12 protein-coding genes are annotated in these 13,264 nt (G+C 59.3%); 5 read left to right on the forward strand and 7 right to left on the reverse strand.

The genetic code is table 11. The annotated features are described in order from the left end of the window. Window positions 1-533: 533 nt before the first annotated feature. Window positions 534-1,058 carry a hypothetical protein gene (locus H6F58_RS17890; RefSeq protein WP_206693375.1) on the forward strand — a complete coding sequence of 175 codons (525 nt, stop codon included), beginning with the start codon at window positions 534-536 and terminating at the stop codon, window positions 1,056-1,058. Between the two features lie 193 nt (window positions 1,059-1,251). Beyond that, window positions 1,252-1,824 (forward strand): hypothetical protein, encoded by a 573-nt coding sequence (locus H6F58_RS00960; RefSeq protein ID WP_195180871.1) that lies wholly within the window; start codon window positions 1,252-1,254, stop codon window positions 1,822-1,824. Between the two features lie 204 nt (window positions 1,825-2,028). Here H6F58_RS00960 and H6F58_RS00965 read toward each other — a convergent pair whose 3' ends face one another. After that, window positions 2,029-2,751 (reverse strand): GNAT family N-acetyltransferase, encoded by a 723-nt coding sequence (locus H6F58_RS00965; RefSeq protein ID WP_195180872.1) that lies wholly within the window; start codon window positions 2,749-2,751, stop codon window positions 2,029-2,031. Window positions 2,752-4,041: 1,290 nt separating this feature from the next. On the opposite strand from H6F58_RS00965, the gene H6F58_RS00970 reads away from it, so the two are divergent. Continuing rightward, window positions 4,042-4,638, forward strand: a complete 597-nt coding sequence (locus tag H6F58_RS00970; RefSeq protein WP_195180873.1) for a hypothetical protein — start codon at window positions 4,042-4,044, stop codon at window positions 4,636-4,638. 154 nt (window positions 4,639-4,792) lie between these two features. Here H6F58_RS00970 and H6F58_RS00975 read toward each other — a convergent pair whose 3' ends face one another. Then, on the reverse strand, window positions 4,793-5,233 hold the full coding sequence (locus H6F58_RS00975; RefSeq protein WP_244652217.1) for a hypothetical protein: 441 nt from the start codon (window positions 5,231-5,233) through the stop codon (window positions 4,793-4,795). A gap of 167 nt (window positions 5,234-5,400) precedes the next feature. Next, window positions 5,401-5,793 carry a hypothetical protein gene (locus H6F58_RS00980; protein ID WP_195180874.1) on the reverse strand — a complete coding sequence of 131 codons (393 nt, stop codon included), beginning with the start codon at window positions 5,791-5,793 and terminating at the stop codon, window positions 5,401-5,403. Window positions 5,794-6,031: 238 nt separating this feature from the next. Here H6F58_RS00980 and H6F58_RS00985 point away from each other — a divergent pair, with 238 nt between their 5' ends. Further along, window positions 6,032-6,592: a MarR family transcriptional regulator gene (locus H6F58_RS00985; RefSeq protein WP_146276835.1), complete on the forward strand. Its 561-nt coding sequence runs from the start codon at window positions 6,032-6,034 to the stop codon at window positions 6,590-6,592. Window positions 6,593-6,822: 230 nt separating this feature from the next. Further along, on the forward strand, window positions 6,823-7,110 hold the full coding sequence (locus tag H6F58_RS00990; protein ID WP_060702975.1) for a hypothetical protein: 288 nt from the start codon (window positions 6,823-6,825) through the stop codon (window positions 7,108-7,110). Between the two features lie 87 nt (window positions 7,111-7,197). On the opposite strand, the gene H6F58_RS00995 is transcribed toward H6F58_RS00990, so the two are convergent. The 4 genes from H6F58_RS00995 to H6F58_RS01010 form a co-directional block, all read right to left on the reverse strand. Then, a complete protein-coding gene (locus tag H6F58_RS00995; protein WP_060702974.1) occupies window positions 7,198-7,458 on the reverse strand; it encodes a GlsB/YeaQ/YmgE family stress response membrane protein in 261 nt (86 codons plus the stop codon). 406 nt (window positions 7,459-7,864) lie between these two features. Continuing rightward, window positions 7,865-10,384, reverse strand: coding sequence for an FAD-dependent oxidoreductase (locus tag H6F58_RS01000; protein WP_195180875.1), 2,520 nt, complete (start codon window positions 10,382-10,384; stop codon window positions 7,865-7,867). A 48-nt stretch (window positions 10,385-10,432) separates the two neighbouring features. Beyond that, window positions 10,433-11,821 carry an iron-sulfur cluster-binding domain-containing protein gene (locus tag H6F58_RS01005; protein WP_060702972.1) on the reverse strand — a complete coding sequence of 463 codons (1,389 nt, stop codon included), beginning with the start codon at window positions 11,819-11,821 and terminating at the stop codon, window positions 10,433-10,435. Next, entirely contained in the window at window positions 11,818-13,122 is a 1,305-nt protein-coding gene (locus H6F58_RS01010; RefSeq protein ID WP_060702971.1) for an aromatic ring-hydroxylating dioxygenase subunit alpha, read from the reverse strand. Before H6F58_RS01010 ends, H6F58_RS01005 begins: the two co-directional genes overlap by 4 nt. Between the last annotated feature and the right edge of the window lie 142 nt (window positions 13,123-13,264).

The raw sequence follows: 13,264 nt of genomic DNA on the forward strand, positions 1-13,264 counted from the left end.
TAGCGAGTGAGCAAAACTCCTTAAATGGATATGTCGCAGTTCAAGACTACGGTCGTGCGCTACGAGGTTCGTTTTCTGTGTGACGAATACATGACCTGTTTGTCACCCCGAATTCCCGCCGAAGTGGAACCGGCCGTTCACTGGTGGAGTCAGCTTTCGCTTGGGCAAGGGAACGTCCCACTCCGATGATTTTGGATTGGCAAGCAACACCTGAGTCTGTTTCATTTTATGAATCATTGGGGTTTTGTAGCTGATTTTGTTGGCGATTTTCCTGAGTTCCCTGGGTTCACGCTCGACCTTCGTCAAGGCATCGCAGGATAGCCACGGGCCTTCTGAGAAGCTGGCCTTGCAATCTGTCCGTCGTACAAATCGAGACGCTGCGAGCCTTCCCCGTTGGAAGAACCAATTCGATGACGCCCAGGAACAGATGTTTGTGGAAGGAAGCGGGAGCACACACGACTAGTCGTCACCGGCGCCTAGCGACACGGAGCGATTGCCCAGCGACTGGCAACGCCGCGGCAATAATGGTTTGCATGACCGAACGTGAAGGGCGGAGCATGCGATTCCCGCATAAATACCATCCAGCTGGCTTGGGCATCGTCGGCGTGGTGATATGCGCAGGCCTCTTGAGGGGGTGTTCCGTATTCCCAGATTATTCGGGCGATACCTGCGATGGACATAAACCAGTTGGATCTCTGGAGCAAGCCGGCAGGGACCTGGTGTCCGCGGCATACGCCGCCGATCGGGACGGCGTATGCCGAGTGACCGCGCCTTTTCCGGGCGGAGTCCTGGACGACGCAATGGTCGCCAAGACGCGGAAAATTCTGGCCGAACGGGGAATCACCCCACAGAACGTCTCCGTGATAATCGGAGAACAGATGGGAAGTGGGGTTGCCGTCCAATTGACAGACGGCAGCAATAACGCCTCTCGAGCGATCGACATCAGCGGCACGTTCGTCCGCGACGACGGATTCACGGTGGGCTTACCGCCAGAGTTGTATCCCGAGGTCCCGGAGCACTCGGCATCACAGTCTTCTTCGACAGACTCTGATTCCTGATAGATCCGGTGGCGCAGGATAACGACCTACGCGACGTCCATAAGGGGAACCTTGACTGGACACTTTCAGGAGAGAGGATTTGATCGGTACTCGAACGACCGCATCATCTGAATCGGTCGTTAGCGACAAACGGTGGCGATTCGGATCCTGATCATGTCCTCACAGGAGCGTGATCGCATGATGAAAAGAATCCATGAATCAGACGCCCTCCAAGATTGCTGCACGCTTGACGATGTCACTTGAGCAGGCAATCCCCGTAATCATCCACCGTCGTGTAGACGAGAATGACCCATTAGAGGCCCTCGTGCTAGAAATTTCAGACGATTGGGTGCTTCTGGCTTCTCTGCGTGATGGTGGTTATCTCAATGGCAATACTATCGTCCGTGCCAGAGACATCTCCCGGGTGAAGCTAAAGAAAACATTTCTGCCCTTTATGCGCACCCAAGGGGCATGGCCACCGCAATCCGCGACGAAGGATCTCGATCTCAGTAGCCCCAAAGCATTCCTGGCCCAACTAGCTAGCCTTACGCCTATCTTGACCTTCCACGAAGAGCTACGCAAACCGGGTATGCTCTGGATCGGCTCAATAGCCGAGTGGAAGAAGAAGTCCATGTGGTTCCATTGCATCGACCCAAACGGGCGGTGGAGTGAGATCTTGATAAAGGTCAAGTTCCGGAACCTGACTCGCATCGACATTCTTGAAGACTACGCGAACGCGATCGCAGTGGTTGCTGGCCCACGAGTCGTCCCCGATCCCGAGGAATAAGCGCCGGTCCTGATGCTGAGGTTGGAGTACCAAATACTGGGTTTAGGTGACGAGATTCCATGCCGTGCTAAGGGCCTGTTCTAAAAGTTGGATGACCTCTGCCGCGTGATTGCACGTCCACAAAAGGAACCCTATGCGGGACGGTGTTCACTGTCAGGCTATCAATCAATGGAATTGTTCCTGGAACTGCATGCCAATGATTGCCTACACTCTTGGCGACCAAACCCAGGGCGTGGTGGTGGTGACCTTCTGAAACCCGAGGCGTTGCAGGATAGGCCTGCTGTCCGCTGAGGCGTCTACAACCAGGTACTTCATTCCGCGTCCGAGAGCAATCTGCGCACGGCGGGTAACAAGTGCCCGGTAAACGCCTCTGCCTCGCCATTGTTCCCGGGTGGATCCGCCCCACAGGCCGCCGAATTCAGTTCCGGGCATACCCACCAGCCAAGCGGCAGAAACCACCTTCCCATCGGCTTCGGCAACGAGGACAACTACGTCGCCCGGAGAAGTGGCGCAGCGGCTCGCCAAGTCATCAGCCAGCCACGACCAATCCTTGCCCCACACCTCGGACGCCATGTGGGCGATCCGGTCAAAATCTTTGCGGGCAGTGGTTTCTCGAATGGTTACCCCGTGCGGTGGCTCAGTGTCTGCGGCTAATTCTGCTGCGTCGCCGATGACAACGGTTTCAGTTTCTTCTGGCTCAAACCCTGCCAGTCTCAACCGTGCGGGGAGGTCAGGGCGGTCGTGCCCATAGGTTTTCCACTCGACGGCTTGACCGCGGTTCCTGAAGTAGTCGCGCAACCGATGAATGAGTGAATCCAGTTCTGGAACGCTTAAAACATCCAAGTCCTTTGCAAAGGCGATTCCTTGAGCCGGGGTCGTCACCCGCAGAAGCGGACCGTCCCATTCAGCTGTCCACGTTGATGGCATGCGGCCTTCTATGCTTCCACGCACTTGGTCATCGTGAACTGCGAGTAAGTCTTCGTGAGTATGCACTCGCCAATCCTGCCACAGTGGGCGGACTAATTTTCTGTGCCGTGCCCATTGCGGATGTGATCCGCAGGTGTCCCGGAACAGGAATCAGTAAATGCATTCCTTGCCTTCAGCAACAGCTCCGTATGCCGGTCCACCAATACGGGGCCTACATGACAATAACTTCTTCCTTTTCGACACTTTGAATTCCCAAAGATTCTAGATTCCCTTTTACCCCGGCCGGGAAAAGCCCGTTGAGGGGGGCGGACCTTATACGGATGTCATTCAATACGGTGTATCGCCAAACATGCGACTTGCCAACTTAGTCGAATGAGCACGACTTGGGGCATTTTTCGAAGCGCTTTGTTCTTCATCTCATAAACGGCTGTTTTTGGCACAGTGAAATCTATGAAACTGCATCACGCCATTTCAGTTGAAAACTCAAGGGTCAATATTTTATGCAGAAATTTAAAACGAGGGTCCATAATCTATAGGGCAGTTCCATCGGTGATTTGCAAGTTTAGATACATTTCAAGGCGTGGGTCATCTTCTTGGCTTCGCGCGAGTGAACACCCGCGCACAGAAACGAAAGCAGTAGGAAGCCGAGCTGCGGGCAAAACCTATCATTAAATCGTCAAGATCTTAGGCGTCAGCACTTCTACGATTCAACGAGCTTTGCGCCAACTGCAGGAAAATTACGAAAATTCTTCCTGAAAAATTGGCATAAATTCTGCTTTTCAAGAATTGTACCCTTCATCATTTACAACAAATTGATAACAAGGCGCGAGTTTCTCGAAAAAGCGGAAAATTTACTAGGGGGTGAAATAAGCTCCATGTAGGTCACAGCGCATGCTTTCTCGGTATGGGTGGCGTGCCCATCATTATGGGCTGACTTATTCTGTAGGAGGTTCTGCTAGTTTAATCGTGGTTGAGATCGAACTTGAGGCCAATACCCGACTAGATCTGGCCGCTTCGGGATCCAGAACTAGTGGAAGTACCCTCTCTATTTCTGCCATGATCAAACGAAAGAAGTACGTCGTAGTAGCCGCTGGCAATACTCAAGTCACCGGTAAGTGGAAGAAGAACTATTGCGCTTCTGGCAACTCAGGAGCCTTTGTTTAAGCCAGCGGAATCGGTAATTCCCGTACCATCCGCGAAACCGCCACGGTGGAATGCGACCTGTCGCAGTCATCAGGATCGCCCGCCGGATTAGCTAAGTCTCGGTACTGATAGAACAAGGAGGGCTAGATGACGCGAAATGCCATCACAGCATTTGCTTTCGGCCTAGCAACATTAGTCACTTCATGCACGAACCAAGGGAATGCTCAAAGCGGGGAGACTTTGAAGCCTACTTCAGCCCCTGTCGCTTCATGTGATCGTCCGTATGTGGTCAGCGAGGGTGAATCCAAGGGCAAACCGGAATTCATTCGAGTTGACAAGTTCTACGATCAGGACCTGAGTAAAACTTTGCTCGACAAGAAAGCTGCATCATCTATCCAATGGGCACCGCAGCCCGAGTGGGATAATCAGGACGAAGTGGTGAAAGCTGTCGATGAAGTCTCGCCGGATGCAATCAAGGAGCAACCTTTCCCCTATGTCGAAGGGATTGAAGCAATGCTCAAGAACTCTGATCAATCCCCTGGATTTCTGGGGTACTACGCAGCAACGCCTCTGACTTATAACTTCAGTGTTCATTGCCAGAATGATCAGGACAATTTGTATCAGTTGAGCTTTTCCACCTGGACTGATTCTGATCTGGGGATTATCGACTGCAACTTGAAGTTAGACAAGGAAGCTCCCAAGGCGGCAAGCAAAGCATACGGCGCGTACTGCCAGGAATCTTAGGTCTAAATTCCGCATAGTTACGCAGAACGGGGACTCAGTTCAGGATGGAGGAGTGTCCCCGTTCTTCTTTGCCGTCAAGGAAGATTACGTCCGGTGATACACAAGCGGCAGCTCTCGTCTAGGGGTCTGAAAACAGGGGCTTTTCACCTGGGGGCTATTCAGCGCCAGTGGATGCCAGAGCTTGCCTTGGGTCTGGCAACTGGTATCGCTTGCCCGCGAAGCTCGAGGCCTGCATGGCGTGGCAAGAAGGGACAACGTGGGCTACGGCAGTGTTTTGCCAGTACTTCACGCGGAATTCGGCAATTGTCACCGAGCTGAGACGGTCGAAGAATTCTCCGATGGTGACCGTGGCAGGGGAAGGGGCAACGACGCGCAGCGCCGATTGCGGTGTGGTGATGTGGAGCATGCGCAACTCGTCGCTGCGCGAATCGAGCATGGCGACCAGCACTGCTCGTCCGTGGATGGAGACCATCGCCATCACGTCATTAAGCGATTCGCTGGAGCGGGCCATCACGATGGGCATGCCTGGTGACCAGCCGTACGAAGTCAAATGGGACTTGCCCTCACGGGTGGCGAGAAAATCAGCGACCCTCATGGCGGTCTGGGTTCTAGCAATTCGGCCTGGCATTTTAGATACTTCCCCTTCTTGCATTCCTCAGTGAATATGGTTCATCCCAGGACCCGGTGCGATGCGCCTGCGCCTCATCGATCGTTCCTGTCTGCGTGGACCATCGAGTGATCCATAGTGGCCACGGTGGTGCCCTAGGCCATGCTCAAATCTGTGTGCCTATCGCCTCCCTTTGGCCGAAGGCCCTCGGTGGCCATTAGGGCCGGGGTCGCGAAAGGATCGTCCAACCAGCCGTCGGCGTTGCCGGAATCCTGGAGGCGTTCTGGTTGCGGCAAGAGATTTTCTCGGCCGGCCACCGCGAACTGCAGGTTTCGCACTTCGAACTGGATGCCTAGAGCCTGCTCCATCTGAGGCAGTAGCGTGTCGTTCACGTATTGCATGAGCGCGGTGACGTGTTCTTCGCTCTTTGCGGTGCACGTAAGGTTGACTCCCAGCTTTTCCGGGGTTCCCTGGATGGTGCAGAACGCCGAGTGCACTGTGCTTTTGAGTTCGCACTGCTGGGTCCCGAAGAATGCTGTGTCCCGCATTCTCGCCGCCCACGCCTTGTTGCCTGTACTAGTTGTATCTGCGGAAACTGCTAAATGCTCTTTCATCTTGTGCTCCGGCACTGGTCAGTGTTTCGTAGTAGAATATATGTAGACTGGCTAACTATTAGATAGGCTACATTATTTTTTTCAGAAAAGGCAAGCTGGAATTTAACAGCGTGGAGCGAAAGGCCCTCAAGTTCATCGGGCATTGTGCTCGTATCCGACGAAAGGAGTTCTCATGAGTCACTATGAGTCAAGTGGATATTGGTATGGTGACGGCCAGTCGGCCCCGGAGGCCGTTGACTTGCTGAACCTCATGCGCCGCTATCGCGACGCAGAGCGGAACATGCGCGCCAATACCCGCGGATCCATGGGGATGAACGAGACCGACATGACAGCTTTGCGCTTCTTGCTCGGAGCGCACCGGAAGGGCGAAGTGCCTCGTCAGCGTGATTTCGCCGAAAAACTCGGTATTTCCAATGCCTCGGTCTCAGCCCTGATCGATCGGCTGTGCCGCGACGGGTATGCCCAACGTGTCATGCATCCGGCCGACCGTAGATCGGTAGGCATTATCCCGACGCAGTACAGCGACACCGAAGTGCGCGGAACTTTGCAGCAGATGCATGAGCGGATGATGGCTGCCGTGGATGGGCTCAACGTAGAAGAGCGAAAGGCAGCAGCAAAATTCTTGAATGCCCTCATTGCCAGCGTGGAGTGGAATGATCTTGATCTAGGCCATGCAGCGCAGCGCGATCACGAGCTTCGCGATGTACCCGGGAGCAACCTTGCATCTTCCTAGGGCGACAGCCGGGAATCGGCGCTCAGCTCCGTGGGAGTGATATCCCTTCGTCAAACGGGGTAGAGGGAGCATTCCGGCAGAGATGCCATTCAAGGCAGCGGCTTCGATCCTCTATCCAAGGTTTCCTCGCCGATTCTGAAGAAAACCTTGAGGCGGATGCCCCAGCTGCGCTGGATGCGTAGGTTGAAGCTCAGCGGAGATAGGCGACCATATAAGAGAGGGTGATTTGAATGCCACGCAGGCGCATTGAAGTTAGTGTCAGCCATGACGAGTTCGAAGATCTCAACAACGCGCTTGAAGACCACCGCAATGGCTTCACGGATATGGCAGCGGAAGCGTCCAACGGCCTTGGCCTGGAACCCGAGTACTGGGCGGGCCGGGCCAATGAAGTCCAAAGCCTGCTCGAAAAAGTCCACGAGCATAGCCGTGAGGAAACGGCAGCGGCCGACGGCTCGAATCGAACCCGGGGAAGCGGGCATCGGGCAGACCGCGAGGCGCAACAGGACCCACGTGACTAAGCCGTAAGATGGCCCAGAGAATTCTGGATCACTATTGACCGCGGGCGCGCCCTTCAAAGGGCGCGCCCGCGGTCGATGTCTTGATAGCTAAGCGCGCTTGCGGGTCAACAAGCCCCAGATGACGAGGACAACGAGTGACCCGCCAATAGCCAGCAGCCAGGTCGAGAGCGACCAGAACTGGTTGATTCCCACATCGAAGACCGCGGAGCCGATCCATCCGCCAACGAGCGCGCCGACGATACCCAAGAGCAGCGTCGCGATCCATCCGCCGCCCTGCTGCCCGGGTTTAATGGCCTTGGCAATGGCCCCGGCGATCAGCCCCAAAACGATCCATCCTAGAATGCCCATGGAGATCTCTCCTTTGCTCAGTTTCACGGTGCGTCGGTAGTGCCAGCTGGCACCGCCTTCCAGATCAGCAAGGTACTAGAGGCAGCGGAAGCATCGATGCCAAGCTGAGTGCAACCTGAGAACCTGGCCATTGCGGTGCCCGGAAAATCGCCATGGCAATTAGCACATCCAAGAGGAGATGTGCAACGCATCTTGCCGGAGCGGGTGGGCGCAGCAAAGCGGTTTGCGAGAAAACCCGCCGCAGCGGTCCGCATCGGCCCGCTGCGATGCCCAGAATAAAGCCCGTTGGGTTTTGCAGTGCGAAGGATCCTGATTGCTTCGGCCCAGCAATCAGGCATTCTGGCGGTACAAAGGCCGGGCAGCTGTTCATGGTGAACAGCTGCCCGGCCTTTTCTACTGCTAGCGCCTAGCTGGCGGAAGTGGCCAGCGACAGTCCGCGCAGGCGATCCATCTGCGGATCGTACAGCGGGTCATCAACTACGGTGGCGGCAATCGGCTTGCCGAAGTACTCGATCTGAACCGAGTCGCCGGTTTCCACCGACAGCGGAAGCCATGCGTAGGCGATCGGCTTGCGGACCGTGTAGCCGTAGGCGGCGCTGGTGACGTAGCCGGCAGGCTTGCCGTTGACGTACACCGGCTCCTTGCCCAGGACCACCGAGACGCCATCATCAACGGTCAGGCAGCGCAGGCGCTTGGTGGCCGCCGCGGCGCGCTCGGCCAGGGCCGACTTGCCGACGAAGTCCACGGTCTTGGCGGCCTTGACCGCAAAGCCCAGGCCAGCCTGTTCCGGCTCGTGCTCGCTGGTCATATCGGTGCCGAAGGAGCGGAAGCCCTTCTCCAGTCGCATGGAGTTGAAGGCCTCGCGGCCACCGGCAATGATGCCCTGCTCCTGGCCGGCCTCGAAGAGCACGTCCCAGAGCTTGGCGCTGACATCCGCCGAAGCGTAGAGCTCCCAGCCGAACTCGCCCACGTAGGACAGGCGCATCGCGGTGACCGGGATGCCGGCAATGGAGATCTGCTTGGTGCGGAAGTACTTCAGGCCCTCATTGCTCATGTCATCGTCGGTGACCTTGTTCATCACGTCCAGGGCCAGCGGGCCCCAAAGGCCGATGCACGAGGTGCCGGCGGTGATATCGCGCACGGCGGCCCACTTGCCCGGGTTGGCGGCGTTGAACTTCTTGGCCTCGCGGTTCAGGTAGGCGACATCCACATTCGAGTTGATGCCGGCCTGGTAGACCTCGTCGGACAGGCGCGCCACGGTGATGTCGCTGGTGATGCCGCCGGCGGCATCGAGCAGCAGGGTGTAGCTGACCATGCCCGGGGCGCGCAGCATGTTGGCGGTGGTCAACCCCTGCAGCAGTTCACCGGCACCCGGGCCGGTGACCTCGACGCGCTTGAGCGGGGTCATGTCGAACATGGCCACCGCGGTGCGGGTCTTCCAGGCTTCCACCGCGGCGATCGGGGAGTGGAACTTGTCGGACCAGGCATCGCGTTCCGGAGCGGCCCATTCCTCGGGCAGCGACTCCAGCAGCGCGGCGTTGGCCTCGTACCAGTGCGGGCGCTCCCAGCCGGTGCCTTCCAGGAAGAAGGCGCCGAGTTCCTGCTGGCGGGAGTAGAACGGGGAGGTGCGCACGGCGCGCGGCTTGGTGCGCGGCTCCAGCGGGTGGCGGACGTCGTAGATTTCCACGAAGTTCTGCTGCGAGGTCTCGCTGACATACTCCTTGGTGGTCTGCATGTCCTCGAAGCGGTTCAGGTCGCAGTCGCTCAAATCGGTGCTCGAGGTGCCGGTGGCGATCAATTCAGCCACGGCCTTGGCGATGCCCGGAGCGTGGGTGACCCAGACGGCCTCGGCCGCGTAGAAGCCCTCGACTTCCTTGGACTGGCCGACCAGCGAGCCGCCGTCCGGGGTGAAGGAGAAGATGCCGTTGAAGCCGCGCTGGATCTGGGTGTTGCGCAGATCCGGCAGCAGTTCCTGGGTGGCTTCCCACTCGGCGGCGAAGTCCTCGGGGGTGAAGTCCAGCGAGGAAGGCATGCGCTCGTGGGTGATCTCCTCCGGGCGGTAGGACTTGAGGGTATCGAGGTCCACCGGCATCGGGCGGTGGGCGTAGGAGCCGATGCCGATCCGGTCGCCCCATTCGCGGTAGTAGAGGTCGCGGTCCTGGTAGCGCAGGATCGGGCGGCTGGCGCCGTTGGGCAGCTCGTTGACGCCGGCCAGCGATGGAGCCGGGGTGGTCCAGACGAACTGGTGGCCCAGCGGCAGCAGCGGGATCGAGGTGCCAACCATCTCCCCGATCTTCGGGCCCCAGAAGCCGGCGCAGGAGACGACGATGTCGGCCTCGAAGCGGTCCTCGCCGCAGATCACCGCGGTGACCTTGCCGCCGGAGACCTCGATGTCGGTGACGATGGTGCGATCGCGGAATTCCACGCCCGCGGCCTTGGCGCGTTCCATGACCAGCGCGGTACCCTTGGCGGCCAGGGCCAGGCCGTCGCCCGGGGTGAACAGGCCGCCCAGCACCTTGCCTTCGGCCAGCATCGGGAACTTCTTCAGGCACTCGTCGGCGTCGATGACCTCGGCCTCGACCCCGTAGGAGCGGTTCCAGCCGGCGCGGCGGTGCAGGTCGGCCAGGCGCTCTTCATTGGTCGCGATCTCCAGGCCGCCCACCGGGAGGAAGGAGCTGGTGCCGTCGGGGCCGATCAGGGAGCTGAGCTTCTTGATGGTGTACTGGGCGAACTCCGTCATGGACTTGGACGGGTTGGAGGAGTACACCAGCCCCGGAGCATGCGAGGTGGAGCCGCCGGGAATGCTCAGCGGACCCTGCTCGATGACCAGGGTGTTGGTGTGGCCCAGCAGGGCCAGCTCGTCGGCCAGGTTGGCGCCGACAATGCCGGCGCCGATGATGATGACCCGAGGGGAAACAGGGGACATGGTGACTCCTTTAAAACTGGTTGGCTAAGTGTGTGGCGGAACTGGCGACTAGGCGTCGATGACCAGATCCGAGGTAGCGGTGGAACAGCACGGGAGGAATTTGCCGGCGGAGATCTCCCGGGCACGGATGCCGCCCTGGTGGTTCATGGTCACCTCGCCGGAAAGCTTGACGACCTTGCACGAGCCGCACATGCCCTCCTGGCAGTTGGCGCCGATGCGCACCCCGGCGCGCTGGGCCGGGCCCAGGATCTTTTCCTCGGGGTTGATCTTGACGTTGATCCCCGAGCGCACGAAGCTCATGGTGATGGTGCCTTCGCCCACGGTCTCGAAGCCCGAGGTATCTGGCGGAAGCTGCTCATCGACCGGTTCGGCGGCCGGCACCGGGGCGTCGGCAGCAACGGCGATCAGCTCCTGGCCGCTGGCCTCGATGGTGCCGGTTTCGTCGTAGTCGGGCTCGTACATGCCCAGCTCCGGCGGCTGGCTCTCGTAGAACTCCTCCACCGACTCGGCCACTTCCTCGGCGATGGACTCGGCGAGCACGATTTCCTTCTGGTATTCCAGCAGGGTCTTGCGGTCGCCCGAGAAGAACTCCATGAAGACCGAGGTGTCATCCACCCCGACCTCGCGCAGCAGCTGCGTGGCCGAGTTCAGGTAGCCTTCGGGTCCGCAGGCGAATACCTTGCGGCCGTTGGCATCCGGGGCGACCTCGTTGATCATCTTCGCCGAGAGCCGGCCGGAGAAGCCCTTCCAGCTCTTGGGCTTGTCGCGGTCGCCCAGGGAGTAGAACACCTTGATGCGGGTGTCGACCTTGGAAATGTATTCCAGCTCCTGCCAGAAGGCGAAGTCCCCGGGCACGGTTCCGTGGCAGAGCACGATCACATCGGCCTGGCCGGGCAGGGAGTGGATGGTGCGCACCATGGACATGATCGGGGTGATCCCGGCACCGGCGGACAAGAACAGGTAGCGGGCCCGGCGGTCCGAGTCGCCCAGGTGGAAGGCCCCGACCGGTCCGAGCATATCCAGCACCATGCCCGGGCGCAGGTTCTCGTGCGCCCACGAGGAGACCAGGCCCTTGGGGTCGCGCTTGATGCTGACATTAAAGGTCCACGGAACGGTGGGCGCGCTGGAAATGGAGTAGCTGCGGTCCACCGTGTCTTCGCCGTCGCCATAAACTGGGAAGGCGATGTTCAGGTACTGGCCGGCGCGGAAGGCCAGCGGCGCGCCATCGAGGCGGCGGAAGACGAAGGTCATCAGCCCGCCGGCTTCCTCGATGTTCTGCACGCATTCGGCCAGGAACTCCTGCGGGTGCCAGGGGCCCAGCGCCTTGGCGGCGCTGGCTGCCTGGTCCTGGGTGCTGAGCACCCGGTTCCATGGCATTTCCAATCCGCGGATGCGCTGCGCGGTGGAGGTTCCCACTATGGTTGCGCCTTCGCTCATGCCAGGTGCTCCAGCACGCGCTGGGTGTACCAGTTGATGAAGGCCTCGACCTGGTATTCGCTCTTCATGTACGGGCCCTGCTGGTAGGCGGGGCTGCCTGCGCCGGTCTGGCACAGTTCCACGAAGGCCTTGTCCTGGATGTTGGTCTGCTTCCAGGTGTGGGTCAGCTTCTCCAGGTCGTAGTCGACGCCTTCCACGGCGTCATCGGCCACCAGCCAGGTGGTGCGCACCAGGGTCTGGTGCTCGTTGATCGGATAGGCGCCGAAGGTGATCACGTGGTCGGACTGGAAGTGGAACCAGGAGTTGGGCTGCAGGTGCATGGAGCAGCGGCCCAGGCGGAAGTCGCGCAGATCGCCCAGCAGCTTCTTGGACAGGCGGCGGCCGTCAGGGGAGAAGGACTCGCCCTCGCCATCCAGGGATTCGCGGGAGATGCGGATGCCGGCGATGCGGGTGTCGAGCTCCTCGACGACCTCATAGGGCAGCCCGTAGCGGCGGCAGCGTTCTTCCAGCGCCTCCTTGGCAGCCTTGTTGCGCTCCCAGACCTCTTCCAGGTGCGGCGGGACCAGTTCATCGGTCAGGCCCCAGGTCGGGAACAGCGAGCAGGCCAGTTCCGGGTGCCCATCGCAGTGGTAGCACTCGCGGTTGTTTTCCATCACCAGCTTCCAGTTGCCTTCTTCGATGATGTCCTGCTGGTAGGCGACCTTGGCGCTGCCCAGGTCGTGCGGTGCCAGGTAGGGCTCGAAGATCGCGGAGACCTCGTCGAAGTCGGTTGGCGGCTCGGCGGCGATGGAGACGAAGATCAGGCCCGCGTGGATGCGGCCGTGGGCGCGCTTGAGAGCGAAGCAGTTCTTGTCGAAGTCGATTTCGCCAGGGGAGGAGGCGTGGATCAGGTCGCCTTCGGGCGAGTAGGTCCAGGAGTGGTAGCCGCAGACCAGGTTGCCGGTGCTGCCGGCGGACTCGGTCAGGACCCGGGCGCCGCGGTGGCGGCAGACGTTGTGCAGGACGTTGACCCCGCCATCATCGGTGCGCAGCACGATCAGCGAATGCGGACCGTAGTCCAGGGTGACGTAGTCGCCTGGCTCTGGCACTTCGGCCACGCTGGCGGCAAAGAGCCAGTGGGTGCCGAAGATGGCTTCCATCTCGACCTTGAAGATCGCTGGGTCGGTGTAGAACGGGGCTTCAAGGGAAAAGCCCTTGCGCCGGTTCTGGAAGAGTTCGGTAATTTCGGCGAGCTGTTGAGTCTCCACAGTCGAAGCGAGCTTGCCACGCGTGCTGCGCGCGGCACTTACCGAAGCGGTCATCTGTTACTCCTAGAAACACAGCGCCTGAGCGCCCTTGGGGTGTGGTGGTGCGGTGAGCTGGATCACGGAAATGATCAACCGCATGAATCGAGACTAGGAATAATTAGTGTCCATGAAAAGCGCAAGATTTCGAATGAAATCA

The organism is Glutamicibacter sp. FBE19, from assembly GCF_015524875.1.
In the GTDB taxonomy this organism is placed as follows: domain Bacteria; phylum Actinomycetota; class Actinomycetes; order Actinomycetales; family Micrococcaceae; genus Glutamicibacter; species Glutamicibacter halophytocola.

Excerpts from the sequence above, each read along its gene's own strand:
- H6F58_RS01005 (WP_060702972.1), bottom strand. The coding sequence starts at position 11,821 with ATGAGCGAAGGCGCAACCATAGTGGGAACCTCCACCGCGCAGCGCATC.
- H6F58_RS00995 (WP_060702974.1), bottom strand. The coding sequence starts at position 7,458 with ATGGGCATTCTAGGATGGATCGTTTTGGGGCTGATCGCCGGGGCCATT.
- H6F58_RS00975 (WP_244652217.1), bottom strand. The coding sequence starts at position 5,233 with ATGAGGGTCGCTGATTTTCTCGCCACCCGTGAGGGCAAGTCCCATTTG.
- H6F58_RS00980 (WP_195180874.1), bottom strand. The coding sequence starts at position 5,793 with ATGCGGGACACAGCATTCTTCGGGACCCAGCAGTGCGAACTCAAAAGC.
- H6F58_RS01000 (WP_195180875.1), bottom strand. The coding sequence starts at position 10,384 with ATGTCCCCTGTTTCCCCTCGGGTCATCATCATCGGCGCCGGCATTGTC.
- H6F58_RS00965 (WP_195180872.1), bottom strand. The coding sequence starts at position 2,751 with ATGCCATCAACGTGGACAGCTGAATGGGACGGTCCGCTTCTGCGGGTG.
- H6F58_RS00960 (WP_195180871.1), top strand. The coding sequence starts at position 1,252 with ATGAATCAGACGCCCTCCAAGATTGCTGCACGCTTGACGATGTCACTT.
- H6F58_RS01010 (WP_060702971.1), bottom strand. The coding sequence starts at position 13,122 with ATGACCGCTTCGGTAAGTGCCGCGCGCAGCACGCGTGGCAAGCTCGCT.
- H6F58_RS00970 (WP_195180873.1), top strand. The coding sequence starts at position 4,042 with ATGACGCGAAATGCCATCACAGCATTTGCTTTCGGCCTAGCAACATTA.
- H6F58_RS00990 (WP_060702975.1), top strand. The coding sequence starts at position 6,823 with ATGCCACGCAGGCGCATTGAAGTTAGTGTCAGCCATGACGAGTTCGAA.
- H6F58_RS00985 (WP_146276835.1), top strand. The coding sequence starts at position 6,032 with ATGAGTCACTATGAGTCAAGTGGATATTGGTATGGTGACGGCCAGTCG.
- H6F58_RS17890 (WP_206693375.1), top strand. The coding sequence starts at position 534 with ATGACCGAACGTGAAGGGCGGAGCATGCGATTCCCGCATAAATACCAT.